This window comes from Achromobacter xylosoxidans A8, assembly GCF_000165835.1.
Classification (GTDB): domain Bacteria; phylum Pseudomonadota; class Gammaproteobacteria; order Burkholderiales; family Burkholderiaceae_B; genus Achromobacter; species Achromobacter xylosoxidans_B.
The window spans coordinates 3,479,133-3,504,038 of the sequence record NC_014640.1 but is presented as its reverse complement, the minus strand read 5'-3'; the positions used below and the strand labels follow the sequence as shown (position 1 = coordinate 3,504,038).

12 protein-coding genes are annotated in these 24,906 nt (G+C 68.4%); 3 read left to right on the top strand and 9 right to left on the bottom strand.

Features of this window, described 5'->3' with window-relative positions; translation table 11 throughout:
- Positions 1–95 precede the first annotated feature (95 nt).
- Positions 96–2,222, bottom strand: a complete 2,127-nt coding sequence (locus AXYL_RS16140; protein ID WP_013393884.1) for an FUSC family protein — start codon at positions 2,220–2,222, stop codon at positions 96–98.
- Between the two features lie 308 nt (positions 2,223–2,530).
- Between AXYL_RS16140 and AXYL_RS16135 the strand changes: the two genes are divergently transcribed.
- A complete protein-coding gene (locus tag AXYL_RS16135; RefSeq protein ID WP_013393883.1) occupies positions 2,531–3,442 on the top strand; it encodes an EAL domain-containing protein in 912 nt (303 codons plus the stop codon).
- Positions 3,443–3,607: 165 nt separating this feature from the next.
- Positions 3,608–3,787: a hypothetical protein gene (locus tag AXYL_RS16130; RefSeq protein WP_013393882.1), complete on the top strand. Its 180-nt coding sequence runs from the start codon at positions 3,608–3,610 to the stop codon at positions 3,785–3,787.
- A gap of 123 nt (positions 3,788–3,910) precedes the next feature.
- Here AXYL_RS16130 and treY read toward each other — a convergent pair whose 3' ends face one another.
- Genes treY through glgA form a run of 8 tightly spaced genes read right to left on the bottom strand, consistent with a single transcriptional unit; the run spans position 3,911 to position 22,944 of the window.
- Complete coding sequence (treY, locus tag AXYL_RS16125; protein WP_013393881.1) at positions 3,911–6,613, bottom strand: malto-oligosyltrehalose synthase; 2,703 nt, start codon at positions 6,611–6,613, stop codon at positions 3,911–3,913.
- The gene (gene malQ / locus AXYL_RS16120) at positions 6,610–8,709 is read right to left on the bottom strand and encodes a 4-alpha-glucanotransferase (RefSeq protein WP_013393880.1); all 2,100 of its coding nucleotides are present in this window, start codon (positions 8,707–8,709) and stop codon (positions 6,610–6,612) included. The genes treY and malQ overlap by 4 nt, the downstream gene beginning before the upstream one ends.
- Positions 8,706–10,484, bottom strand: coding sequence for a malto-oligosyltrehalose trehalohydrolase (gene treZ, locus AXYL_RS16115; protein ID WP_013393879.1), 1,779 nt, complete (start codon positions 10,482–10,484; stop codon positions 8,706–8,708). Before treZ ends, malQ begins: the two co-directional genes overlap by 4 nt.
- Complete coding sequence (glgX, locus tag AXYL_RS16110; RefSeq protein WP_013393878.1) at positions 10,481–12,592, bottom strand: glycogen debranching protein GlgX; 2,112 nt, start codon at positions 12,590–12,592, stop codon at positions 10,481–10,483. Before glgX ends, treZ begins: the two co-directional genes overlap by 4 nt.
- A 6-nt stretch (positions 12,593–12,598) precedes the next feature.
- Positions 12,599–14,791, bottom strand: coding sequence for a 1,4-alpha-glucan branching protein GlgB (glgB, locus tag AXYL_RS16105; protein ID WP_013393877.1), 2,193 nt, complete (start codon positions 14,789–14,791; stop codon positions 12,599–12,601).
- Positions 14,788–18,141: a maltose alpha-D-glucosyltransferase gene (gene treS, locus AXYL_RS16100; RefSeq protein WP_013393876.1), complete on the bottom strand. Its 3,354-nt coding sequence runs from the start codon at positions 18,139–18,141 to the stop codon at positions 14,788–14,790. Before treS ends, glgB begins: the two co-directional genes overlap by 4 nt.
- An 18-nt stretch (positions 18,142–18,159) precedes the next feature.
- Complete coding sequence (locus AXYL_RS16095; protein WP_013393875.1) at positions 18,160–21,351, bottom strand: alpha-1,4-glucan--maltose-1-phosphate maltosyltransferase; 3,192 nt, start codon at positions 21,349–21,351, stop codon at positions 18,160–18,162.
- A gap of 24 nt (positions 21,352–21,375) precedes the next feature.
- The gene (glgA, locus tag AXYL_RS16090) at positions 21,376–22,944 is read right to left on the bottom strand and encodes a glycogen synthase GlgA (RefSeq protein WP_013393874.1); all 1,569 of its coding nucleotides are present in this window, start codon (positions 22,942–22,944) and stop codon (positions 21,376–21,378) included.
- 152 nt (positions 22,945–23,096) lie between these two features.
- Between glgA and AXYL_RS16085 the strand changes: the two genes are divergently transcribed.
- A complete protein-coding gene (locus AXYL_RS16085; protein WP_013393873.1) occupies positions 23,097–24,869 on the top strand; it encodes a thiamine pyrophosphate-requiring protein in 1,773 nt (590 codons plus the stop codon).
- Positions 24,870–24,906: the final 37 nt, after the last annotated feature.

Below are 24,906 nucleotides of genomic sequence, written 5' to 3'. Positions count from 1 at the left end.
CGTGCCATGTGTCTATGGTTACGCTTTTCGGCCATTTCGCCCTTGATGCGCGTCAAGCCCGCGGCAGTTCGCCGGGGCCAGCGCAAACGGGCCGGCTAGGCCGAGGGCTGTGCCCGTTCCACGCGTTCGCGCAGCTGGCGCAACTGGCGCGCTTGCTGCGCGATGCGTTCCAGTGGCCCCGCGAGTTCCGGATAGCCGGCAGCGACTGCGGCGGGCACGGCCAATTGCCGGCCCCCCGACTCCGGCGCGGACTCCTGCGGATGCAGCGCGTGCGCCAGCACCGCGCCATACTCGGCTAGCGCCTGGGCCGCGGGTGAGGCGGCGGGCAAAGCGGCTTGTATCTCCAGCACGGTGCCGGCGGCCGTGACGCGGCGCATTGCGTTCAGCAGGTTTTCCGCCGTGCCTACGTTGCGGTCGCGATGGACCGGGTTCTGTTGCAGGCGCTGCAAGGAGGCCTGCGCGTTGTCGGCCGACAGGCAGGCCATGCGACGGCGCGCCACGATGTCGTGCCCCGCGCGGGCATCGCCGCTTTTTTCACGGACCAGGGCACGCACGTAGGCGGCATGGCGTTCCAGCGCCAGGCTGAGCGCGCCCGCCAGTTGGCGCGGCTCTTTTTCAGGCCAGACCAGAAAGCCCACCAGTAGCGCCAGGATCCCGCCCAGCACGCTGTTGAAGGCGCGCAGGGCGGCGAGCATGGGCTCCTGAATATCCGGCTGCTGGATATGGGTGACCAGCACGAACTGCGACGTCAGGAAGAACGTGAACAGCGCGTAATGGATGGTGCGCGCGGCGAACGTGCCCAGCGCGATGGGCAACACCGCCAGGGCCACGGACAGGGGGGTGCTGAGGAACAGCCCGAGCAGAGAGGCGCCAATGGCGCCCGCCACGCTGCCGGCCACGCGTTCCAACGTGCGCTGCCAGGTGGTGGCAAAGTAGGGCTGCAGAATGAAGACCAGCGTCAGCGACATCCAGTAGCCGTGGTTGACGGCAAAGGATTTGGACAGGGCCACCGCGATGGTGGCGCCCACGCCTACGCGCAGTGCGTGTCGCAGGGCGTCGGATTCGAAACTCAGATTCTGGCGCAATGCGCGCCAAGCGTCTTGCGTGCGGCTGGTAGCGCGGCGGTCGCGCGCTGGCGCCACGGGCGCATCGCCCTGGTCGAACAGCGACTGCGTCACGGCCTGCGCGGTGTGCAGCAAGCGGTCCAGCACCGGCACCATGGTAGCCAGTTCGGGCGCACGGGCCATGGCGCCGCCGCGCAGTTCGTGCAGACCGGAACCGTAGTGGTCCAGCCGATCCCGCAGGCACTGTGCCTGCTTGGCGTCGTTGAGGTCCGAGGTGCTGGCGATGGCATTGCACAGGCTGGCATAACGATGCAGCGCGTGGGAAAGATGGGCGCCGGCGCCGCGGCCCAGCCATTGCGGCGCATTCGATTCCAGCAGGTCGGCCGCGGCCACCAGCGCGATGAAGCTGTCCTCGGCGGTGTCCAGCAGGTACAGCAACTGCTGCGCGCGGGCGCGGCGCGAGGGCCGCGCGTCCTGCACTTCGCGGATGCGCGTCCGGGCGGCTTCGAGGGCGGCGCGCTGGGCGCTGCGCTGCGGACGCGTGACGGCGCTCCAGGCCTGGGGGCTGGCCGCCGGCGTCAGTCCGGAATACATGCGGGCCAGCGCATCGGCGAAATCCGCCAGACCGCGATAGCAATGCGCGACGGCATGGGTGGCATCCTTCCAGGGCCGCCTGCGCCATACCAGCGCGGTCATCAGGATGGCCCAGGCCGCCCCGGCGAGGAAGAACAGCGTGTACGACAGACTCTCCGACCAGGTCGGCGCGGGCAGTTCGGCTGCCACCACGAAGCCGGCCGACAGCAGGGTGCCGACGATGGCCGCAGCCGGTCCCAACACGCGCAACAGGCCGCCGAAGGTACAGCACGCAAAGGTCAATGGCAGCAGCAGCCACAGGTGGGCGGCGCTGACGCTGGCCAGGAAGCAAAACAGCGCGCCGATCAGCCCCAGCGCCAGCATCGCGCCGGCGCGCTGCCGCAGCGGGCCGCCCGGGTCGCCGAAGCAGGCCCAGAACGCCGCGATGGCGCTCCAGCCCAGGCGCGGTTCATGCGCCAGCACAGCCAGGATGACGGGCGCGGCGCTGATGGCCGCAGCTTGCAGGGCGTCCAGCCACAGGACGTTGCGCAAGGAGGCGCGGCAACGGGAAAACAGGTTCTTCACGCTAGGAGTACAGCAGCGGAGGTGGGCCCGGCAGGGCGAAGGACGCCAACCCTACCATGTCGACAAGGCATTTCGGCGAGGGGCGGCCGGGGCGCCGGAGATTGCGGCCTTGTTCATGAATCCGAGCAGCTTAATACGTCTGGATACATATATGTGACTTTGCCGCCGCAGGAGCGCAGAATTGCCTGGAACAAAGTCTGGAAATGGCATACAAAAAGCGCTGTAGCTGGGAATACTCAGTCCAATGTGCCTCTTTCTGCGCCCGGACAGCGCAGGTTAACGCCCAGGGGCGCGCAAGGAGTGTCGACATGACGTCGAATCACGAGGCTTCCACAGACTCGGTGGCGAGCGACGACGAGATCGCCGCCATGATCACCGGCAAGGATGGCCTGCGCATGTTGTTGCAGCCGCAGGTGGACTTGCTGACGGGCAGGATCGTATCCGCCGAAGCGCTGGCGCGCTGGCGGCATCGGCGGCTGGGCATCATCATGCCGTCCGAATTCATCCCTGCGGTCAACCGCCTGGGGCTGGATAAGATGCTGTTCGAGCGCGTCTGCCTGCGGGTGATAGACATGCTGCTGACCATGCGGCGCGCCGGCATCGCGATTCCCGTGGCCATCAATGCGCCTGCCTCCACCTTGTCGGACGAGGCCGCCGTCGACTTCCTGCTGGACCGCATCTACGCGGCGGAACTGCCGGCGTCGCTGGTGCGGGTGGAACTGACCGAAGACCAGCCCATCCGTGAACTCGACGTGCTGCGCGCGACGCTGCTGAAGCTCGAAAACGCGGGCTGTGAAGTCAGTCTGGACGATTTCGGCACCGGCCATGCGTCGTTGAAGCTGCTGTCGGCGCTGCCGCTATCGGAAGTCAAGATCGACCAGTATTTCGTCACGCGCATGCGCCGCAGCGCTGTCGCGTTCGAAGTGCTGCGCACCGCCGCCGAACTGGCCAACCGGCTGGGCCGCCGCGTAGTGGCCGAAGGCGTCGAAAACGTGGCGGACATTCCCGCCTTGCGCGCCGCCGGCTGCCGTTACGGGCAGGGCTTCGCGCTGGGCCGTCCCATGCCGCTGGACGAATTGATGGTCCGCCTGCGCACGCAGCGCGATCAGGGCGAGCCGCTGGCCGCGCCCGCCGCCTATACCTCGTCCTGGCTCGATACCTACGATGCCTCCCAGGAGGCGCAGTCCGCGCGCGGCAAACGGCACGTGGCCACGCAATAGCGCGGGCCACCAAGCGCAATTTTTACCTGCTGGACCGGACTTTACCCTCGGGCCTTGCGTCCCCCCCATGCTCGCCCGGTGCGAGGGCTGGGTCACCGGGGTTTGGGCACGCGGGTTGCTGTATGGAAGGTGGCGGAGTTTTTTCCGTCTTCCAGGAGACTTGCAATGCCCAATCAGAACCAGCCCGACCAGCAAAAGCAGCAGCAGAAGCAACAGGCCCAGGAAAACCCCAAGGACCGCAATCAGCCTGGGCAGCAGCAGCCCGGCCAATCCGGCCAGCATGCCGATAAAGACCGGCAACAGCCTGGCCAGAACCCCGGGCAGCAAAGCAAGATGCCGCGCTGACTCGTAGACCGCGTGTTCCGGGCCCCATAGTCGGGCGGGTATCGCGGTAGCAAGACGGCCTTGTCCCGCTGTGGGCGGACAAGGCCGTTTATTCATGGACGGCATTTACGCGGGACTTCCTCCTCAAGGATGGAGGGACAGGCATAAAGCTACCGGCAGCTCGCGCAGCAGGTCATGCAGATGCAGCGCGCCATCCGGACCGGGCTGCACCGGGACGCCGCTCACGGCATCGCGCCAGGCTCCGTTCCTGATGGCGTCAGGCAACTGGATGACCGTGCCCGCCCAGAACCCGCGCGCTGCCGCAGGCTCGCCGCTCGCGTAGCCGGACAGCCGGCTCGCGCATAGCCGCGGGGCAACGATCAGCGCAGTCCCATCTTCATGACGCCGCAGCCAGGCGAGCAGATGCCGCGCGTTCGGCCCCGCCACCGTCAGCGCGACGCATCCTCCATGACTGGATAATGCGGGATGACGCTGGCGCGCCGCCAGCAGTCGCTGGATCAGCGCCTGCTTGACCGCGCCGCTGCGCCAATCCGATTCCCGCGTGCAAATTCCGCCTTCCGCGGCCAGAGCCTGGGCCTCGGCGAGCATGGCGATTCGCCTCGGATAGTCCACGGCGCGCCGGTTGTCGGGGTCGACCAGGCTGTAGTCCCATAGCTCCGTTCCCTGGTACAAGTCCGGCACGCCGGGCAGCGTGTTGCGCAAGAGCGTCTGCGCGAGGCTGTTGATCATGCCCGCCGGAGCCAACTGCAAGGCATAGGCAGCCATTTCCGCCAACAGGCGGCGTCCTGGTCCCGAATCCCGCAGGAAAGCAAGCGCGGCGCGCGCCGCGTTTTCATATGCGGGATCCGGATCGGTCCAGCTGGTGTGGATTTTCGCTTCGCGCAGAGCCTTGAGCTGCCACTGCGCCACGCGTTCGATCCAGCCGGCCACGACCTCGGCCTTGCATTCAATCGCGTCTGCGGTCCAATCCGCCGGCCATGCGCCCACCAGCGTCTGCACGAGCATGTAGCGATCCGCCAAAGAAAGGCGGCCGTCGTCCGGCAGGGCCTGGATCCAACGGTAAGCGGTCTTGCGCCATTGTTCCGGCATTTCCGACAGCACGGCCAGCCGGGCCCTCGTGTCTTCGCCGCGCTTGTGGTCATGCGTCGCGGTGGCCAGCATGGCATGGGGGAAGTCGTCCGCGCGGGCCTGGACCAGGCCAAGAAAGGCCTCGGGCGGCAACGCGAATCGCGCGGGCGATGCGCCGACTTCATTGCGCGACAGCAGCGGGCCGTAGCGGTAGAACAGGGTGTCTTCGAGCGCCTTGGCGGCCAGCGGCGGCGTCAGTTGCTGGAACCGCCGCAAGGCTTCGGCCGCCTCGGTTTCGGCGTGCCGAGGTGACCCATTCCGGTGTTCCGGTGTCGCATGCCTGGCAGCGCCGCCGTCCAGCCAGCGGTCCAACTGCGCCAGCAGGGCTGCGTCCGCCGAGCCGGGCAGGGCGTTCAACAGTGCCGCCGCCCGCTGACCGGCGCTATCGCAACAACGACGATCCGCGCCGCTGCGCCCGCCGTCCTCGGCGTAGGTCCGGTACACGGGGAAGGCGGTGAGCCACGCGGACAGCGCGCGGTCTATCGATACCGCGCTCCAGTCGCGGGTCTGGCGGCGTTGCCGCGCCATCCGTTCCAGGCTGCGGACCAGCGCCAACCGTTCGGCCGGAAAATGCCGCTCCAGCATGCGCGTGCGAGCGGCCTCCAGCTGCAGCTGCGGCGTGCGCAGGTCGCCCGTCAGCAGTTGCCAGAACGCGCGCAGCGGCGCCTCGGCGTCAGGGTCGTGCAACAACGCGCTGACCTGGTCCATGAAGTCATAGCCGGTGGTGCCGTGCAGCGGCCAGCGCGGATCGGGCGATTCGTCCGGCGCCAGGATTTTCTCCGCCACCAGATAGGCTTGCGCTTGCGCGCAGGAAGGCGGACGGCTGGCGCCCGCTGCGCCCAGGCGCTGGTTCAGGCGGCGCAGGTAGGCGCCCGGCGCGGCCAGACCATCGATGTGGTCGATGCGCAGCCCGTCCAGCACGCCCTGCGCATACAGACGCAGCGCCAGCGCATGCACGGCATCGAATACGGCTTCGTCTTCGATCCGCACGCCCACGAGTTCGCTGATCTCGAAGAAGCGCCGCCAGTTGATCTGGTCGGCGGCGCTGCGCCACCAGGCCAGCCGGTAATGCTGGCATTCCAGCAAGCGGTGCAGGCGTTCGCGGCCAGCTGCGCGGGCGGGATCATATCGGCGCAGCAGGGTTTGCGGCTCCAGCCTGCGTGGAATCGACTCCGGCGCCACCGGATAGCGCAGGCCCGCCACCTCCAGTTCGATCCGTCCGCTGTCGGCGTCGTGCCGCAGCCGCATGACGCCTTGGGCCAACGCCACGCCATAGGGCTCGGGCAGGATGGGCAGCAGGACCTTGCCGCGCAGCGCCGGGTCCGGGCCATCCCAACTGATGTCGAAGCAGCGCGCGTGCGCGCTTGCCGCGCCATGCTCCAGCACATCGCGCCACCAGGCATTGTCGGGATGGGCCGCCATGTGATTGGGGACGATGTCTGCGATGAGGCCCAATCCGCGCCGACGCGCGGCCTGGGCGAGGTCCCGGAGCGCGGGCTCGCCGCCCAGCTCCGGATTGACCATGGCGTGGTCGACCACGTCGTAGCCGTGGGTGGAGCCGGTGCGGGCGCGGGTGATCGGTGACAGGTACAGATGGGTCACGCCAAGGTCGGCGTAATAGTCGACGCAGGCGCGGGCGTCGTGCAAGGTGTAGCCGGCATGCAGCTGCAGCCGGGCGGTGGCGCGCGGCAGGCTCATGGCCGGCCCCGCCCGCAGCGCATGGCTTGCAACCGCGACTGCACCGCGGCGTCGGCAAGACAAGCCTGGCTGCCCGCCGGCAGGCGCTGACGCCAATTGGGGTGCTCGTTGATGGTGCCGGGCAGGTTTGGCTGTTCCAACTCGCCCGCCAGATCCTCCATGGGAACCAGCAGCAGCGGGCAGGGGCTGGAAGATACGAAGCGCAGCATGTCCGCCAATGGCGCCTGCGCGGGTTCGGCGGGACAGCCCATGGCCTGCGCCAGCAAGCTGCGGTCCATCCGCCGGCAGCGCCGCAGCGACGTTTCGTCATCCTCCGCGCCCAGCAAGTTCAGTTTGGCGCGCACATCGATGTCGCGCTCGGCCCACCAGCCGCGCAAGGTAGGCAGATCGTGGGTGCTGGTCATGGCCACGGCCTCGGCGGGCCAGGCTTCGGGGGCTAGAAAGGGTTCCGGCGCGTCCGGCATGGTTTGCTCAGCCGCAACGTCCGCCTCCCGCCGCATGAACCACAGCACATTCATGCCCAGAATGCCGTGATCCGCCAGGTCGCGGTTGAAGCCGTCCGGCACGGTGCCCAGGTTCTCGCCGATGGCCAGGGCCCGATGGCGCCAGGCCTCGAGCGCCGTCAGCGCCAGCAGTTCGCGCAGCGGATAGCGCAGGTAGGCGCCGGCGCCAGCGGCAAGGCCGTCGGGCACCAGCCACAGCCGTGCCATGCCCAGGATGTGGTCGATGCGCAGCCCGCCGGCATGGGCCAGGGACGCGCGCAGCATATCGATGAAGGCCGCAAACCCCTGGGCATGCATCGCGCGGGGCGAGAACGCGGTCAGGTTCCAGTACTGCCCTTGAGGGTTGTGGATGTCGGGCGGCGCGCCGATGGACAGTCCCGACATCAGGTCGGTCTGCCGGCTCCAGGCGTGGCTGCCATCCGGACTGTCGCCGACGGCCAGGTCCGCGATCAAGCCCACGCGCATGCCGGCCTGGCGCGCCGCGTCTTGCGCGCCGGCCAGGCTCTCGGCTGCCAGCCATTGGGCGAACCGATGGAAGTCGACTTCTTCAGGATGCTGCTGCGCGTAGCGCTCGACCTCGGCCGAGTCCGGATCGCGCAGGCCTGCCGCCCACTGCGTCCAGGGCAGGGAGGCGGCGTTGCGCGCCACCTGGGCGGCATGCAGGGCTTCGAACACGGCATGGTCGCGCAACGCCTTGCCGCGCAGCGCGCAGTAGGCGTCGTAACGCAGGCGGCAATCCTCCGGGCCGGTGGCGCGGAACTGCCGATGCAGTGTGCGCAGCAGGCGCTGCCGCCGCGCGCCTGCTGCCGGCCAATCGATCAGATGCGTTGCGGGCGGCGCGGCGCCGACATCCGCGGATGCGCGGCGCAGGGCTTCGACGCCCAGTACTGCCGCAGGGTCCGCATACAGGGTATTCAGGAACAGGCGGCTGGAGGGCGCATAGGGGCTGCAGCGCTGCGGCTGGGCGGCGAACATGGCATGCACCGGGCTGATGGCAAGCGCGTCGGCGCCTTCAGATGCGGCGGCAGCCGCCAGTTCGCGCAGGGCGGCAAAGTCGCCGTAGCCGCCGTCACCGGCCACGTTTTCGGGCCCATCGCGTCTCAGGCTGTAGACCTGCGCGCAAAGTCCCCAGGCGCGCGGGCGGGCGGCTGCCGTCAACAGCTCCAGGCCTGGCGCCTGCATGGGTGCGACGGCAAGCACGGTCCGGTCCGCACCCGCATACAGCGCGTGATAGCCGGGCTCGTCCGGCGCCGTCAGGCGGCCGTCTTCCGTGATGTTGCCCTCGCAGGTCGCGCCGGATTCGCACACGATGCGATAGCGGCCACGCGCGGCAGGGGGCAAGGGCGTGGCCATGCCGCTGCGCGTCACCAGCAGGGGCGGCAGCAGGCCTACGTTTTCTGCGCCGAGACGATGGTCGCTCTCGCGGATGTCCTCTGCGCTGCTGGCGGGCAGGCCCATGCCCGCCAGCAGCAGGCGCAGGGTGTCTGGCGACACACGTTGCGGGCGCTGGCGCGCGTCGGTCCAATGCTCGGCGATACCGGCCCGGGCGGCCAGCGCGGACAGGGCGACATCGCCAGCAGGCGCCGCGCTCATGCCGGCTCCTCAAGCAGCCATACCGTGCTGTCGCCACACACTTCGCGCTGGACCAGCGCGTCGCGCGCGCCCGCCACCGATTCGAAAAGCAGCGTGGCATGGGATTCGGGGCCGGCCTGCAAGGGCTCGGGCAAGGCCAGGCGGTCGGGGCCGAAGTTTGCATAGACCGTCAGCCGCGCGCCGCCGGCCAGCTCCCAGCGCGCGAACACGCCGCGTTCGCCGATCGCGGCTGCGCCCAGGCTGGTTGCGCCGGGCAGTCGCGGCGCAATCAGGCGGGCACGCAGATGCAGCAGCACCGCGTAGTCTCGCATCCAGGCGTGCGCGTCCGCGGCGCTGGCCCGCGGTTTGCTAGCGAGATACGTATCGGGGTCGTTCGGATCGGCCAGCGCGGCCGCGCCCTGGAATTCGGGAAAGCGCGAGAACTCGCGCCGCCGGCCTTCGCGCACCGCTTGCGCCAGGGCCGGGTCGGCATGGCTGGTGAAGTAGTGGAACGGCGTGCGTGAACCGCGTTCCTCGCCCATGAAAATCAGCGGAATCTGCGGCGCCAGCAACTGCAGGGCGACTGCGGCCCGCAGCCGGGCAGGGTTGTCCACCAGGCTGGCCAGGCGTTCGCCGCCTGCCCGGTTTCCGATCTGGTCGTGATTCTGCAGGAACAGCACGAAGGCGGTGGGCGCAAGCGCCGCGCTGGGCTCGCCGCGCGCCTGCCCGCCACGGTATGGCGAACGCTGCCCTTGATACAGCCAGCCCTCGGCCAGGCAGCGCGCCAAGGCTTGGGCCGGCTGCGCGCTGTAGTCCGAGTAGTAGCCATGGCTCTCGCCGGTCAGCAGGCAATGCAGGGCATGATGGGCGTCATCGTTCCATTGCGCATCGAAATCTCCCTGCAGCAGGCTGGCCCGGTTGTCGTCGTTTTCCAGCACCAGATGCACGTAGCGCTCGCCAGGAATGTGTTGGCGCAGGTATTGAGCGAGCTCATGCAGCCATTCATGGCCGGCAATCGCGTGCACGGCATCCAGGCGCAGTCCGTCGAAGCGATATTCCGTGAGCCAGTACAGCGCGTTGTCCTTGAAGAACTGGCTGACCGCAGGTTGGCGGAAATCGATCGCGTCGCCCCAGGGGGTGGCCACGTCTTTCCTGAAGAATGGCGCGGCGTAACGCGGCAGGTAATTGCCGTCGGGGCCGAAATGGTTGTAGACCACGTCCAGCATGACGCCCATCTCCAGGCCGTGGGCCTCGTCGATCAGGCGCTTGAGTTCGTCCGGCGTGCCGTAGGCGGTGTCGGGCGCATAGGGCAGCACGCCGTCATAACCCCAGTTGCGCGGGCCGGGGAAGTCGGCGATGGGCATGAGCTCCAGCAGCGTGACGCCCAGCGCCGCCAGCTCGGGCAGGCGCGCGAGCAGGCCCGCGTAGCCGCCTTCCAGGCCGGCATGGGTCTCATACAGGACGGATTCTTCCCAGGGGCGTCCCCGCCAGGTCGCGTAGCGCCATGGATAGGAATCCGGCGCGACCACCACGCTGTCGCCATGCACGTCGCCGTGCTGCAGGCGCGAGGCGGGATCGGGCGCGACGGTGTCGGCGTTCAGGCGGTAGTGGTAGCGGGCGCCTATGGGGCAGTCCACGTCCGCTTGCACGTAGCCGTCCGGATCGGGGCGCAAGGCGATGGGTGGATGGCCCTCGACCTCGAGCGCCAGGCCTGCGGGTGCAGACGGCGCCCACAGGCGAAAGCGTGTAACGCCGCTCTCCAACGGCGTGGCGCCGGATGCGTAGGCATGCGTCATGGAGGGTCTCCCGGCACATGGGTTGCCGCCAGCAGCACCACGCTGCGCGCGGCCACCGTGATGGCGGCGTCGGCCAGGGGCGCGGCGGGCGCCTGCGTGGCGGAATCCAACTCGCGGATCCAGGCCAGCGCGGGCGGCGGCAGCTGGAACACGAGGTCCTCCGCGCCCGGGTTCAGCATCAGCAGCGTCACGTCGACACTGCCGTCCTCGCGGCAGGCGGCGCGGCGCAGGGCCATGGCATTGTCTTGCTCCGATTCCCAGGCTGCCGCGTCCAGCTCCGCGCCCGTCGGATCGAACCAGGAGATTGCCTTGACGCCCGGCACGAGCTCCTGCCCGGCATCGCCGTAGCGCGCGCCCCGCGTGCTGGGGTGAGCGCGGCGCAAGGCGATCAGGCGCGCCGCATAGCGGCTGAGTTCACGGCCGTCGTCGGCCTGCGCCTGCGTCCAGTCCAGCCACGAGAGGGCGTTGTCCTGGCAGTACGCGTTGTTGTTGCCTTCCTGGCTGTTGCTGAATTCGTCGCCGGCCAGCAGCATGGGCGTGCCATCGGACAGGAACACGCAGGCAAGCTGAGCCCGCTGCACGAGCTTGCGGGTCTGCAGGATTGCCGCGTCGTCGGTTGCGCCTTCCGCGCCCCAGTTGTGGCTGTAGTTCTCGCCATGGCCGTCGTTGCCGCCTTCGCCGTTGGCCTCGTTGTGGCTGGCGTCGTAGCTGACGACGTCAGCCAGCGTGAAGCCGTCGTGCGAAGCGACGTAGTTGATGCTGCTCGAGGGGCGGCGATGGCGGCGGTCGAACAGGTCGCGCGACCCGCACAGGCGCGCCGCCATCTCGCCGCGCATGGAGGGGTCGCCGCGCCAATAGCGCCGGGTGGCATCGCGGAACTTGTCGTTCCACTCCGCGAAGCCGGGCGGATGGTTGCCCAGCTGATAACCGTCCGGCCCGACGTCCCAGGGCTCGGAAATCAGCTTCAGGCGGGCAAGCACGGGATCCTGCAGCACGGCGTCGAAAAAACCCGAGCCGGGGTCGTAGCCGGTGCCTTCGCGGCCCAGCGTGACGCCCAGGTCGAAGCGGAAGCCGTCGACGCCATAGGACTGGGCCCAATAGCGCAGCGAATCCGTGACCATCTGCAGCACGCGCGGATGCGACAGGTTGACGGTGTTGCCGCAGCCGGTGTCGTTGATGTAATAGCGTTCATCGCCCGGTACCAGCCGGTAGTAGCTGGCATTGTCCAGGCCGCGCCAGGACAGCGTGGGCCCCAGTTCGCTGCCTTCGCATGTGTGGTTGTAGACCACGTCCAGGATGACTTCGATGCCGGCGGCGTGCAGCCTGCGTATGGCCTGGCGCAGTTCGTTCGGATTGTGCTGAAGATAGAACGGTTCCGGCGCAAAGTACGACAGCGTGCTGTAGCCCCAGTAGTTGCGCAGACCGCGTTCGGTCAGGAAGCGGTCCTGCAGGAACGCCTGCACCGGCAACAGTTCCACGGCCGTGACGCCCAGCCGCTGCAGATGCTCGATGAAGCGCGGGTCGGCCAGGGCGGAGCAGGTGCCCCGCAAGGGCTGGCGCAGGTCTTCGCGCAGCATGGAGGCGCCGCGCACGTGGACCTCGTAGATGATGGAATCATTCCACGCCGTGGCTGGTGGTCGGCTGTTGCCCCAGGTGAATGGCATTTCCTCGGCCACGATGGCCTTGGGCATGGCGGGCGCGCTGTCGCGCCGGTCGATGCTGAGGTCGGCGCGCGCATGGTTCATGCGGTAGCCGAACAGCGCGTCGCTCCAGTGCAGCGGACCGGTCAGTTGCTTGGCGTACGGATCCAGCAGCAGCTTGTGGGGATTGAAGCGGTGTCCATTGCGCGGATCATGCGGGCCGTGGGCGCGGTAGCCGTATACCAAGCCCGGATGCGCGTCCGGCAGGTAGCCGTGCCAGATCTCGTCGGTGCATTCCGGCAGGTCGAAGCGGCGCAGCTCCTTGCGGCCCTTGGCATCGAACAGGCACAGCTCGATGCGCGTGGCATTGGCCGAGAACACCGCGAAGTTCACGCCCAGGCCATCGCTTACCGCACCAAGGGGATGAGGCTGTCCGCTGGCGAGCCGCGTGAATTGGGTAGGGTCCATATCCGTTCAGCCTTCGTAGAGCAAAAAGAGGGTGGCCAGAGGCGGCAAGGTGAGCGACAAGGCCTGGGGCTGGCCGTGGGACGCGCCTTCTCCGGTGCTGGCGCCGCCCTGGTTGCCCTGGCCCGAGCCGCCGTAGTGCGTGGCATCGGTGTTCAGCCTTTCCGTCCAGCGGCCGGCGCGCGGCACGCCTATGCGGTAGTCATGGCGCGCCACGGGCGTGAAATTTGCGACCGCGAGCACATGGTGCGTGCCGTCGCTGCGGACGAACGCGACCACGCTGTTATCGCGGTCGTCCAGGATGGTCCAGGCGAAGCCGGCTGGGTCGGCATCCTGCGCATGCAGCGCTGGCAGCGCGCGGTACAGGCCGTTCAGGTCGGCGACCAGTCGCTGCATGCCCAGGTGGCCGGGACGGTCCAGCAATTCCCAATCAAGCGGCTCGTCATGGTTCCACTCCCGCGGCTGGGCCATCTCGCCGCCCATGAACAGCAGCTTCTTGCCCGGATGGGCCCACATGAAGCCCAGATAGGCGCGCAGGTTGGCGAGCCTGGCGGCCGCATCGCCCGGCATCTTGGCCAGCAGCGAGCCTTTGCCGTGCACCACTTCGTCGTGCGACAGCGGCAGGATGAAACGCTCGCTGTACGCGTAAACCATGCTGAAGGTGATGTCGTGGTGGTGATGCTTGCGGTGCACCGGGTCCTGGGACAGATAGCGCAAGGTGTCGTGCATCCAGCCCATGTTCCACTTGTAGTGAAAGCCCAGGCCGCCCTCGGCGACCGGCGCGGTCACGCCCGGCCAGGCGGTGGATTCCTCGGCCACCATGATGGCGTCCGGGACTTCCTGCCGCACGGTGCCGTTCAGCGCCTGCAGGAACTGCATCGCCTCCAGGTTTTCGCGGCCGCCGTAGCGGTTGGGGATCCATTGTCCCGGTTGGCGGCTGTAGTCGCGGTACAGCATCGACGCCACCGCGTCGACCCTCAGTCCATCGATGTGGAAGCGCTGCAGCCAGTGCAGCGCGCTGGCGATCATAAAGGCCTGCACCTCCGTGCGTCCCAGGTTGTAGACCATGGTGTGCCAGTCTGGGTGGTAGCCTTCGCGCGGATCCTCGTACTCGTACAACGCGCTGCCGTCGAAGCGGGCCAGGCCGTGCGCATCGTCGGGAAAGTGCGCGGGCACCCAATCCAGGATGACGCCGATGCCGGCGTGGTGGCAGCGGTCGACGAAGCGGGCGAACGCCTCCGGCGGCCCGTAACGGGCGGCGGGTGCGAACATGCCCAGGGGCTGGTAGCCCCAGGATCCGCCGAAGGGGTGCTCCATGACGGGCAGCAGCTCCACGTGGCTGAAACCCATGGCGCGGGCGTAGGCCGGCAGCTTGTCGGCCAGGCGGTCCCAGATGCAGGCGTTGGATCCGGCGTCGTCGGGCAGCCAGGAACCGGCGTGCACTTCATAGATGGACAGCGGCGCTTCCGGAGATTGGCGCGCCTGCCGGTCCGCCATCCAGGCCTGGTCTTCCCACGAATAGTCTGCTGGATCCTCCACCACCGAAGCAGTGGCTGGCGGCGCTTCACTGCGCCGCGCCAGCGGATCGGCCTTGAGACGCTGATTGCCGGCGCGGTCGGTGATGGCGAACTTGTAGCGCTCGCCAGCGCGCACGCCCGGGATGAAGATCTCCCAGACGCCCGCGCGGTGCCGCAGCCGCATGCCGTGCCGGCGGCTGTCCCAGGCGTTGAAATCGCCCACCACGGCGACGCGTTGCGCATTCGGCGCCCACACCGCGCAGCGCAGGCCGGCCACGCCATCGACCGCCATCAGTCGCGCGCCGAGCGCAGTCCCGGCGTCGCGCCATGAACCTTGCGCCAGTTGCTCCAGCGTCTCTTCATTCAGCAAGGGGCCGAACGCATAGGGATCGGCGGTGACCTGCTCGGCGCCGGGCCATTGGATAGCCAGGCGGTACGAACTCGCGTCGCCTGTCCGGGCGTGCGCCACGCGTCCAAGGAACAGTCCCTGGCCCTGTTCTCGCAGGGCGGTCCTGGCGCCTCCCGCATCCAGCGCGTCGACCCGCTGCGCGCCCGGGGCATACACGCGCAGCTCGCCATCGTGCGGCCCCAGGAAGGCATAGGGATCGTTGTGCAGGCCGCAAGCCAGCGCGGCCAGTTCGGCGGGATCGGCGGTGACGGCTCCGGCGCGCATGTCCTGGTTCATGATGGCGTGTCCTCATCGTCCACCGCCGCCGATAGCAGCAGGCTGCGCGCCAGCTCGGTCAGCGCGCACAGCGGTATCGAGATCCAGTCGGGGCGATGCGCCGCTTCGTAGCTCACCTCATAGGCGGCTTTCTCCAGTTCGGCCAGGGTCAGCAGCGCGTCCTCGTCCGCAGGCGGGATCAGCGCCGAGGCGCGGGCATCGCGGTAGCCTTGCAGGAACGCCTGGGTGGCGGTCTGGCGGAAACGCGACAGCAACGCGTCGCGTAGTTCGGTAGGGGTAACCGGCGTGCCGGGCGTCTCGCCCGCGCCGGCATTGGCGTCGGTCGGCGCGCCGCCGATGATGTCGGTGCGGGCGATCGAGGCCGCGGCATAGTCGAACGAACGCAGCATGCCCGCGACATCCTTGTAGGGCGAGGCCAGCGCACGGCGCGCCTGCACACTGCTGACCGGTTCGCCCTCGAAATCAATGAGATAGGCGTCCGCCTGCGCCACCAGTACCTGCCCCAGGTGGAAGTCGCCGTGCACCCGCAGGCACAGGGTTCCGGCTTCGGCCTGTGCCATCGCCGCCACGCGCGCGGCCAGGCGGGCGCGGTGTTCGAAATACCATTCGGCGCAAGCGCGGGAAGGGGCTTCGAGCTTGCCGAATTGTGCGCGCAGATCCTTTTCCGCGCTTTCGAGCAGGCCCTGGATATGCCGCGCGCGTGCGTCGGCGTCGGCCTGGCTGGCCTGGCGCGGCTGGAAAGCGGGGTCGTCACTGGGTTGCGCCAGCAGGTTGTGCATCTGCGCCAGGCGTTCGCCCATGGTAGCGGCCATGGCGGCGTAGCCTTGCAGGTCTTGCGCGAATTCGTCGGGGTTTTGGTTTACCAGCAGCGCATTGTCCAGCGTGCGTTTCAGGAGATCCAGCGTCCAGCTCCAGGCGTCGCCCTCGTTGGCGACGTAGCGATGCGCAACGGCCAGCGTATGGACCACCCCGTCGGCATCCTCGCGCTGCACTTCGCCCAGCAGCGCGGGCATGTTCGCATAGCCCGCCCGCGTCAGGTAGCGGGTCATTTCCACCTCGGGCGATGCGCCGGCCTGGACCGCGCGGATCAGCTTCAGGATGAGCTTGCCGTCAACGATGACCGAGCTGTTGGATTGTTCGCCGGTCAGCCACTGCAGTTCGCCGTCCTCGGCCAGGTCCATGGCGGCCAGACCGTCCTCGGCCATGAAGCGGATCACCCCGGGCTTGTCGCCAGGCTTGCCGCCGCTGCGGCCGTCCAGCTCGCGGCCCTCCAGCAAGGCTTGGACCACCCCGCGCACGAAACCGTCTTGCAGGAATGCGTCCGCCAGCACGCCGACCTCGGCGCCGCGGCGGACCCGCGCAATCGCATACTGCACGGCGGCGGTCTCATCCCATACCAGCACGAAAGGCGCCTGAGCGCGCAAGCCGGTGACGCCATCCTCGGGCTCGACCTCGGCCCAGTAGTATTCGCCAGCGGCCGAGGTGAAGGGCGTGGCGTAGGCCAGGCGCGCGCGGGCGGGCGGCTGCTTGCCCGGATACCAGCGCTGGCGCGCCAGGTACTGCGGCAGTACTTCGCGCTCCAGCGTGGCGCGGGACGAGTCCGTCAAGGCCGCGCCGCCGTGCGCGCGCAATACCAGCGTGGTCAGCTCCGGCATCTGCTCGGGCGTGCTGGCGTGCCAGTCAGGCGGGGCAGCCTGGTTGCTCAAATCCAGCCAATAGAACGCATAGGGCGGCAGGGTCAGGAGGTAGGGCAGTTCGCCCACCGCCGGGAACGGCGTTCCGCCCAGCATTTCGACCGGGACTCGGCCGTTGAACTCCTGCAGTTGCAGCTCGACCGGCTGCGCGGCGTTGGACAGGTTGGCGACGCACAGGATGGTGGTGTCCTGCCACTGCCGCAGGTAGGCCAGGATCTTCCGGTTGCCGGCGAAGATGAAGCGCAGCGCGCCGCGCCCGAACGCATGGCTCTGCCGGCGCTGCGCCAGCAGGCGCCGGGTCCAGTTGAGCAATGAGTGCGGATCGCGCTGCTGCGCTTCGACGTTGACCGCTTCATAGCCATACAACGGTCCCATGAGCACGGGCAGCGGTAGTTGCTCGGGATCGGCGCGCGAGAAGCCGCCGTTGCGGTCCGGCGACCACTGCATCGGGGTGCGCACACCGTCGCGGTCGCCCAGGTGCACGTTGTCGCCCATGCCCAGCTCGTCGCCGTAGTACAGTACCGGCGTGCCCGGCATGGACAGCAGCAGGCTGTTCATCAGTTCCACCCGGCGCCGGTCGCGCTCCAGCAGCGGCGCCAGGCGGCGCCGGATGCCCAGGTTGATGCGGGCGCGAGGATCCGCCGCGTACACGTTCCAGAGATAGTCGCGTTCGCGGCTGGTGACCATTTCCAGCGTCAGTTCATCGTGGTTGCGCAGGAAAATGGCCCATTGGCAGGTGGCGGGAATGTCCGGCGTCTGGCGCATGATGTCGATGATGGGGAAGCGGTCCTCCTGCGCGATCGCCATGTACATGCGCGGCATCAGCGGGAAATGAAACGACATATGGCATTCGTCCCCGGCGCCGAAGTATTCCTGCGCGTCCTCCGGCCATTGGTTGGCCTCGGCCAGCAGCAGTCGGTTGGGATATTCCGCGTCGATCACGAAGCGGATGCGCTTGAGCACATCGTGCGTCTCGGGCAGGTTCTCGTTATTGGTGCCTTCGCGCTCCACCAGATACGGCACCGCGTCCAGCCGCAGGCCGTCCACGCCCATGTCCAGCCAGTAGCGCATCACGGCCAGCACTTCCTTGAGCACCTGCGGGTTGTCGTAGTTCAGGTCGGGCTGGTGGGAATAGAAACGGTGCCAGAAGTAGGCGCCGGCCTCGGGGTCCCAGGTCCAGTTGGATTTCTCGGTATCGCAGAAAATGACGCGCGTGCCGGCGTAAGCCTTGTCGTTGTCCGACCAGACATAGAAATTGCGCGCGGCCGACCCCGGCCTGGCCGCGCGGGCGCGGCGGAACCAGGGGTGCTGGTCCGAGGTGTGATTGACCACCAGCTCGGTGATGACGCGCAGGCCGCGGGCGTGCGCCGCGCGGATCAGCTTCCTGACGTCGGCCACGGTGCCGTAGTCCGGATGCACGCCGCGGTAGTCGGCAATGTCATAGCCGTCGTCGCGGCGGGGCGAGGGATAGAAGGGCAGTAGCCAGATCGTGTTGACCCCCAGGCTGGAGATGTAGTCCAGCTTGGAGATCAGGCCGGGCAGGTCGCCCACGCCATCGCCATTCGAGTCGAAGAAGGACTTGACGTGCAGCTGGTAGATGACCGCGTCCTTGTACCAAAGGCCGTCGTCCTGGAGGGGCTGGGTTTCACTGATCATGGCAATGGGCGTGCGGCGTCAGCCATGCAGCGACAGGCGCCACACGCGATAGGGTTGATCGGGATGCAGCGTCAGTTCACGGGTCTGGCCCTGCCATGGCTCGCTGCGTTCGGCCAGCAGGTCTTCGGCGACCAGCCGCCCGGTGTCGGCCTGGCCGAACAGCCAGAAGGGCGCTTCGATGCGCGCCGCCTGCGGCTGGAAGGGATCGAGACTGATCGCCGCCAGAATGAAATTGCCGCGGCCGGGCGTGGACTTGCAGAACGCCAGCACGCGGTCGTTGCCGCTGCGCGCCAGGGTCAGGCCCCGATGGCTCTGCAAGGCGGGGTTGGCGCGCCGGATCTGGTTCAGGCGGGTGATCTCCGCGCGGATGTTGCCGGGCGCGAACCAGTCGCGCTGGCGCAGTTCATACTTCTCCGAATCCAGGTATTCCTCCTTGCCGGGCAGGGCAGCCGACTCGCACAGTTCGAAGCCGCTGTACATGCCCCACAGACCGGACCCCAGCGCGGCCAGCGCGGCCCGTATCAGAAAGCCCGGGCGGCCGGAGGACTGCAGGAAATAGGGGTTGATGTCCGGCGTGTTGACGAAGAAGTGCGGCCGGAAAAAGTCCGCGGCAGGCGGCGTGGACACTTCTTCCAGGTATGCCTCCAGTTCCGCCTTGTCGTTGCGCCAGGTGAAGTAGGTATAGGACTGGGTAAAGCCGATCTTCGCCAGCCGGTACATCATCTTGGGGCGGGTGAAGGCTTCGGACAGGAAGATCACGTCGGGATGCTGGCCATGGACCTCGGCGATCAGCCACTGCCAGAACGGCAGGGGCTTGGTATGCGGGTTGTCGACCCGGAAGGTGCGCACGCCATGATGCACCCAGAACAGCACCACGTCGCGCAGCGCGCGCCATAAAGCCAGCTTGCGGGCGCGGCGGGCGGCGGCGCCGTAGAAGGCCACATTGACGATGTCCTGGTACTTCTTGGGCGGATTCTCGGCGTAGCGCAGCGTACCGTCCGGCCGCCAGGAGAACCAGTCGGCGTGGCGCGCCAGCCAGGGATGGTCCGGCGAACACTGGATCGCGAAATCCAGCGCGACCTCCATGCCGTGCGCGCGCGCAGCCTCCACCAGTCTGAGGAAGCCGTCCAACCCGCCCAGCAGGGGTTCGATGGCGTCGTGTCCGCCCTCGGCCGAGCCGATGGCGTACGGACTGCCCACATCGCCCGGCGCCGCGTCCAGGCTGTTGTTGCGTCCCTTGCGGTTGCGCTGCCCGATGGGATGGATGGGCGGCAGATAGAGCACGTCGAACCCCATCTCGCGCACGTCGGGCAGCCGGCCGATGACGTCGTCGAAGGTGCCGTGCTGGCCGGATTGCGCGGACTGGGACCGTGGAAACAGTTCATACCAGCTGGCGTGGCAGGCCTGGCTGCGGTCCACCCAGACCGGATAGGGCGCGGGGCTGACGTATTCGAAGGGGCGGTCGTCCAGTTCCCGCATGGTGCTGGCCAGGTCCTCGTCCAACAGGGCGGACAGCTGCTCCGGCGTGGGCGGAACCGTCTCGCCTTCGGCGGACTTGCTGAACCGCTGCAAGATGTTGCGCAGCGTCATGGCGCCGGGATGGGAGGCGTTGCGGGCGCGCGCCAGGGCCGCGCGCAGCATCAGCAGGCCTTCCTCCACCTCCAGGCGCAGGTCCACGCCGGCCTGGCGCTTGACTTCCAGGTCATGGCGGAACGTCTGCCAGGCGTCGAACCAGGCGTGGATGGCGAACTCATGCGGCCCGATGCGGCGCGGACGAAACGCGGCCTCCCAGCGGTCGTTCAAACCGCGCGCGAAGGGCGTGGCGCGCCATGAGGTCTCGTCGGCCGCACGCCAACGCAGTTCGGCCGCCAGCAGTTCGTGGCCGTCCATGTAGATGTCGGCGCACACCGGTATCCGCTCATGCGGAATGCACTTGACGGGAAAGGCGCCGCCATCCACGGCGGGGCTGACCTGTTCGACGACGATGCGCTGGCTGGCGGCGCCGTCCATGCGTCTTGCAGCGTGCCGCGAGGGTTCGCGCACCGGATGCGTGGGTTCGAGCAGGAACATGGCGCAGCCCGCGGGCGCGAGGTGGTCGGTTTGTGGCGCCAGGCCGTCCGGCACGCCTTCGGACAGGAAATCGGCCGGGGGCAATAGAGGGGCCAGCGCATCCCAATCCACGCTTGCCTCGGCCGTGTCCGATGGATTGAGCGCCAGCACGGCGGTGCCGGCGGCGCATGCGCGCAGCAGCATGGTGCAATGGCCATCGCGTCCGCCCGCCAGGCGCAGCGGCCCGCGTAAGCCGGCCTGCGCAAACCAGTGGTTGGCGGCGGCGACGTCGGGCAGGCGGGCTTCATCCTGGTCGTCGAACATCAGGAAGTCGGCACATAGCGCTGCAGTCCAGGCAGCCCGTTTGTCGGCCGCGCCGCGCGGCGTATCCGCATGCGGCGGCGAGGCGATCACGGGTGCGAGGGCGCGCAGTCTGCCATCTTCTTCCGCCAGCCATGCGGACTTGAAGTCCCACCACGGCAAGGATGAGAACAGGCCGTCGAATCCCGCTCCGCGCAGGGCCGCCAGCGATTCGGGCGTGAGTCCCTGGGCCCAGGCGAGCAGTTGCGGGGCCGCTCGCCCGCCGTGCAGGGCCGCCGCCAATTCGGCCCAATCCGGGGCCGGGAGACATTCCGGCGCTTGAAAGGCATAGCCCGCGGCGCCGCGTTCCGTCCAACGCTCCAGCCGCTCGCGCCAAGCCTGGAGAAAACCGGGGGGCAGAGGGCCCGGCCGCAAATGCAGTACGCCGCGCGCCTCGGCGCTCATGCGCGGATCGCGAGCGGGGTTCTCGGGAGGTGGCTGGTACCAGCCCGGGCCCGCCGTACCGGACACGGCGCCGACGGCGCAGCGGTCCAGGACAATATCCAGGTACAGCGCCAGCCCATGCGGCGCTAGCTGATCCGCCACATGTCCGATCCATTCGGCCATGGGCACGCGCCTGCCTGCTAGCAAGGCGCTGTCGGCGTCCAGCGGCGCGGCGGAAAGGCTGTCAGGGCCCAATAGCCAAGGCGCGGGCAGCAGCAGCGCGTTGAAGCCGCGTTGCCGCAGGCGCGCATACAGGGCCGGTCCCGATTCGCCGCCAGGGGCGGAGGAAGGCCCGGGCGCGCCGCCTCGGGCATGGTAGAAGCGCAATGGAGCGTGGGCGGCGTGGGCTGTGGGCACCTGCGGTTCCTCCTGTGGGCGTGCCTATACGGCGGGTGCGGGCAGCCGGCCGCTGGAACGTTGCCCCGCGCGCAGGGCGGCGGCGCTCGCCGCTGCCTCGGCCTGCGCCGGGACTCGCGTCCGCCGATCGGCCTCGGCCAGCGAGCGGTAAAGTTCGGCGTAGGGGCCCGCCGCCGAGCGCCAGCTGAAATCCGCGCTCATGGCGTTGCGCTGCATGGTGCGCCAGAGCATGGCATCCTCGCGCAGGCTCAGGGCGCGCGTGATCGCAGCGGCCATGGCCGCCGGATCGTCGCCGTCGAACAGCAGGCCGTTGGCGCCGGCCATCGCCGACAGCGGTGCGCGCGGCCCTGGATCGTCTATCGTGTCGGCCATGCCGCCCACCCGTGAACCTATCGGGATCGAGCCATAGCGCATCGCATACAGCGGCGTCAGGCCGAAGGGCTCGAAGCGGCTGCCATGCAGCAGCACATCGGAGCCCGCATGCAGCCGGTGGGCCACCGCCTCGTCATAACCGATATGGGTGGCGCAGCGTCCCGGGTAGCGCGCGCTCAGCGCTTTCAACGCCTCTTCCAGCCGGCGTTCGCCTTGGCCAAGGATGGCGACCTGCAAGCGCGGGTGGCGCTCCAGGGCCTGGGGCAGGGCCTGCGCGGCAACGTCCGCCATCTTCTGTTCGGTCAGCCTGCTGCCCATGGCCACGAGCACCGCATCGCTGTCTTCGCATAACCCGAACTCGCGTTGCAGGGCCGCCTTGCAGCGCGCCTTCCTGCCGAGGTCGCGCGCCGAGTAGCGCAAGGAACCGAGGTGCGGATCGCGGACCGGATTCCACAGCATGTTGTCGATGCCGTTGGGGATGGGAACCAGGTCGGCGGCACGTCGCCGCAGCAGCGCGTCCAGGCCGCAGCCAAAGGCCGGCGTCAGGATCTCCCGAGCGTAGGTATGGCTGACCGTGGTGACGCGGTCGGCATAACGGATTCCGGTCTTGAGGAAATTCAGCCGGCCCCAGGCGCCCGCGCCCTCGTCGTTGCGGTAGCGCTCGGGGATGCCCAGGGACTCGGCGCATTCCATCGGGAACTGTCCCTGGAAGGCCAGGTTGTGTATGGTCATGATGCTTTTGACATCGCGCGGCCCGTATTCCCGCAGCAGCAGCGGTACCAGTCCGGCGTGCCAGTCGTGCACGTGCAGCAGGGTCGGGCGCGCAATGCCGGGCAGGCCACCCGCCACGCGCACCGCCGCATGGGCCAGCGCCGCGTAGCGCAGCGCATTGTCGGTGTGCTCGCAACCGTTCTCGTCCAGGTAAAGGCCCGGCCGGTCATAGAGCGCATCGTTCTCGAGCAGCAGGAAGTCCAGCCCGGACTGGGCGCAATGTCCGGCGAGCAGCCGCGCCTCGCCTCCCGGCAAGTTGTGGAGGGGGGCCACTACCCGGACCCGCTCCAGGCGCTGCCGCACGCCGCGGTACGCCGGCAGCAACACCATCAAGGGAAATCCGGCTTCGCGCAGCGCGCGCGCCATGCCCGTGATGGCATCGCCCAGGCCACCCGTCTTCGCCAGGGGAAATGCTTCACCCGCTACTACCAGGGTTCGAATCTTCGCCATGCCAACTCCCTTTGTGTGGCGGATCGTCCAACGCGTCCGCCGCAAGGCTTTCATCCGCAAGCGCCGTGCCCGCCGCAGGCGCCAGGACGCCGGGAATGGCAATTGCTGATCCCGGCGTTCTGTCGAATGGCGGGCGACCGCGGGAGACTCGAATGAAGACTGTGGCGGACTTTGTGCTGGAGCGGCTGTCCCAATGGGGTGTCAGAAGAATCTATGGCTATCCGGGGGACGGCATCAATGGGTTGATCGGCGCTTTCGGGCGCACTGAGGAACCGTTGGAGTTCATCCAAGCCCGCCACGAAGAAGCCGCCGCGTTCATGGCTTGCGCCCACGCCAAATTCACCGGGCAAGCCGGTGTATGCCTGGCGACTTCAGGCCCCGGGGCGATCCACCTCCTGAACGGCCTCTATGACGCCAAACTGGACCATCAGCCTGTCGTGGCGCTGGTGGGCCAGCAAGCGCGCAGCGCGCTGGGCGGTGACTACCAGCAAGAGGTCGACCTGATCAGCCTGTTCAAGGACGTGGCGCACGATTACGTGCAGATGGCGGCGACCGCCGAGCAGGCGCGGCACATGATCGACCGGGCCATGCGCATCGCCATGGAGCGGCGCAGCGTGACCTGCGTCATTTTTCCAAACGATGTGCAGGATTTGCCGGCGGTGGAAAAGCCTGCCCGCGAACATGGCACCGTGCCCACCGGCATAGGCATGACCTCGCACGCCGGCGTGCCCGGCGATGCCGCATTGCGCAACGCAGCCGACATCCTGAACCGCGGCGAACGTGTCGCCATGCTGGTCGGCGCCGGTGCGCTGGACGCGGGCGAGCAAGTGCGCCAGGTCGCCGAACTGCTGGGTGCGGGCGTTGCCAAGGCGCTGCTGGGCAAGGCGGTCGTGCCGGACAGCCTGCCGTACGTCACGGGCTGCATCGGCCTTTTGGGCACGCAGCCCAGTTGGGACATGATGAACGAGTGCGACACCTTGCTGATGGTGGGCACGTCGTTTCCGTACTCGGAGTTCCTGCCGGCCGAGGGGCAGGCGAGGGCGGTGCAGATCGACCTGGACGGCCGCAAGCTCAACCTGCGCTATCCCGTCGAGCTCGGACTGGTCGGAGACAGCCGGCTGACCCTGCAGGCCCTGATTCCCTTGCTGCAGCCCAAGACCGCGCGCCGCTGGCGCGAGCGCATCGAGAGCAAGGTCGCGCAGTGGCATGAGACCGTCGAAGCGCGCGCGATGGTCCAGGCCAGGCCGTTGAATCCGCAGCGCCCCTTTCTGGAACTATCCAAACGGCTGCCGCCGAGCAGCATTCTCACCTGCGACTCGGGCTCGGCCGCCAACTGGTATGCGCGCGACATCGCCATGCGCGAAGGGATGATGGGCTCGGTATCGGGCGGCCTGGCCACCATGGGCTGCGGCGTGCCTTATGCCCTGGCCGCCAAGCTGGCCCACCCGGCCCGGCCCGTCATCGCGCTGGTGGGCGACGGTGCCATGCAGATGCTGGGCATGAATGAACTGATTACCGTCGCCCATCGGTGGAAGGACTGGGCCAATCCCACCTTGATCGTCATGGTCTTGAACAACGGCGACCTCAATCTGGTCACCTGGGAGCAGCGCGTCATGGGCGGCGATCCGCGGTTTGCGGATTCGCAATGGTTGCCGGCGTTTTCCTATGCGGAGTACGGCCGCCTGCTAGGCCTGGAAGGCATACGCGTCGATGACCCCGATGCCGTCGGGGAGGCCTGGGACCAGGCCCTGGCGGCGACCCGTCCGGTAGTGCTGGAAATGGTGACCGACCCCGAGATGCCGCCTCTGCCGCCGCACGTTCCGCTCAAGCAGGTGGCGGCGTACTTCCAGGCGCTGCGCAAGGAAGACGCCTCCGCGGGCGGAGCGGCCCTGCGCGCGACCATCAAGCAATGGTGGGCAGGGTGAGGCCGCAAGCCGCTCTGCCGCATCGATCACATTTGCC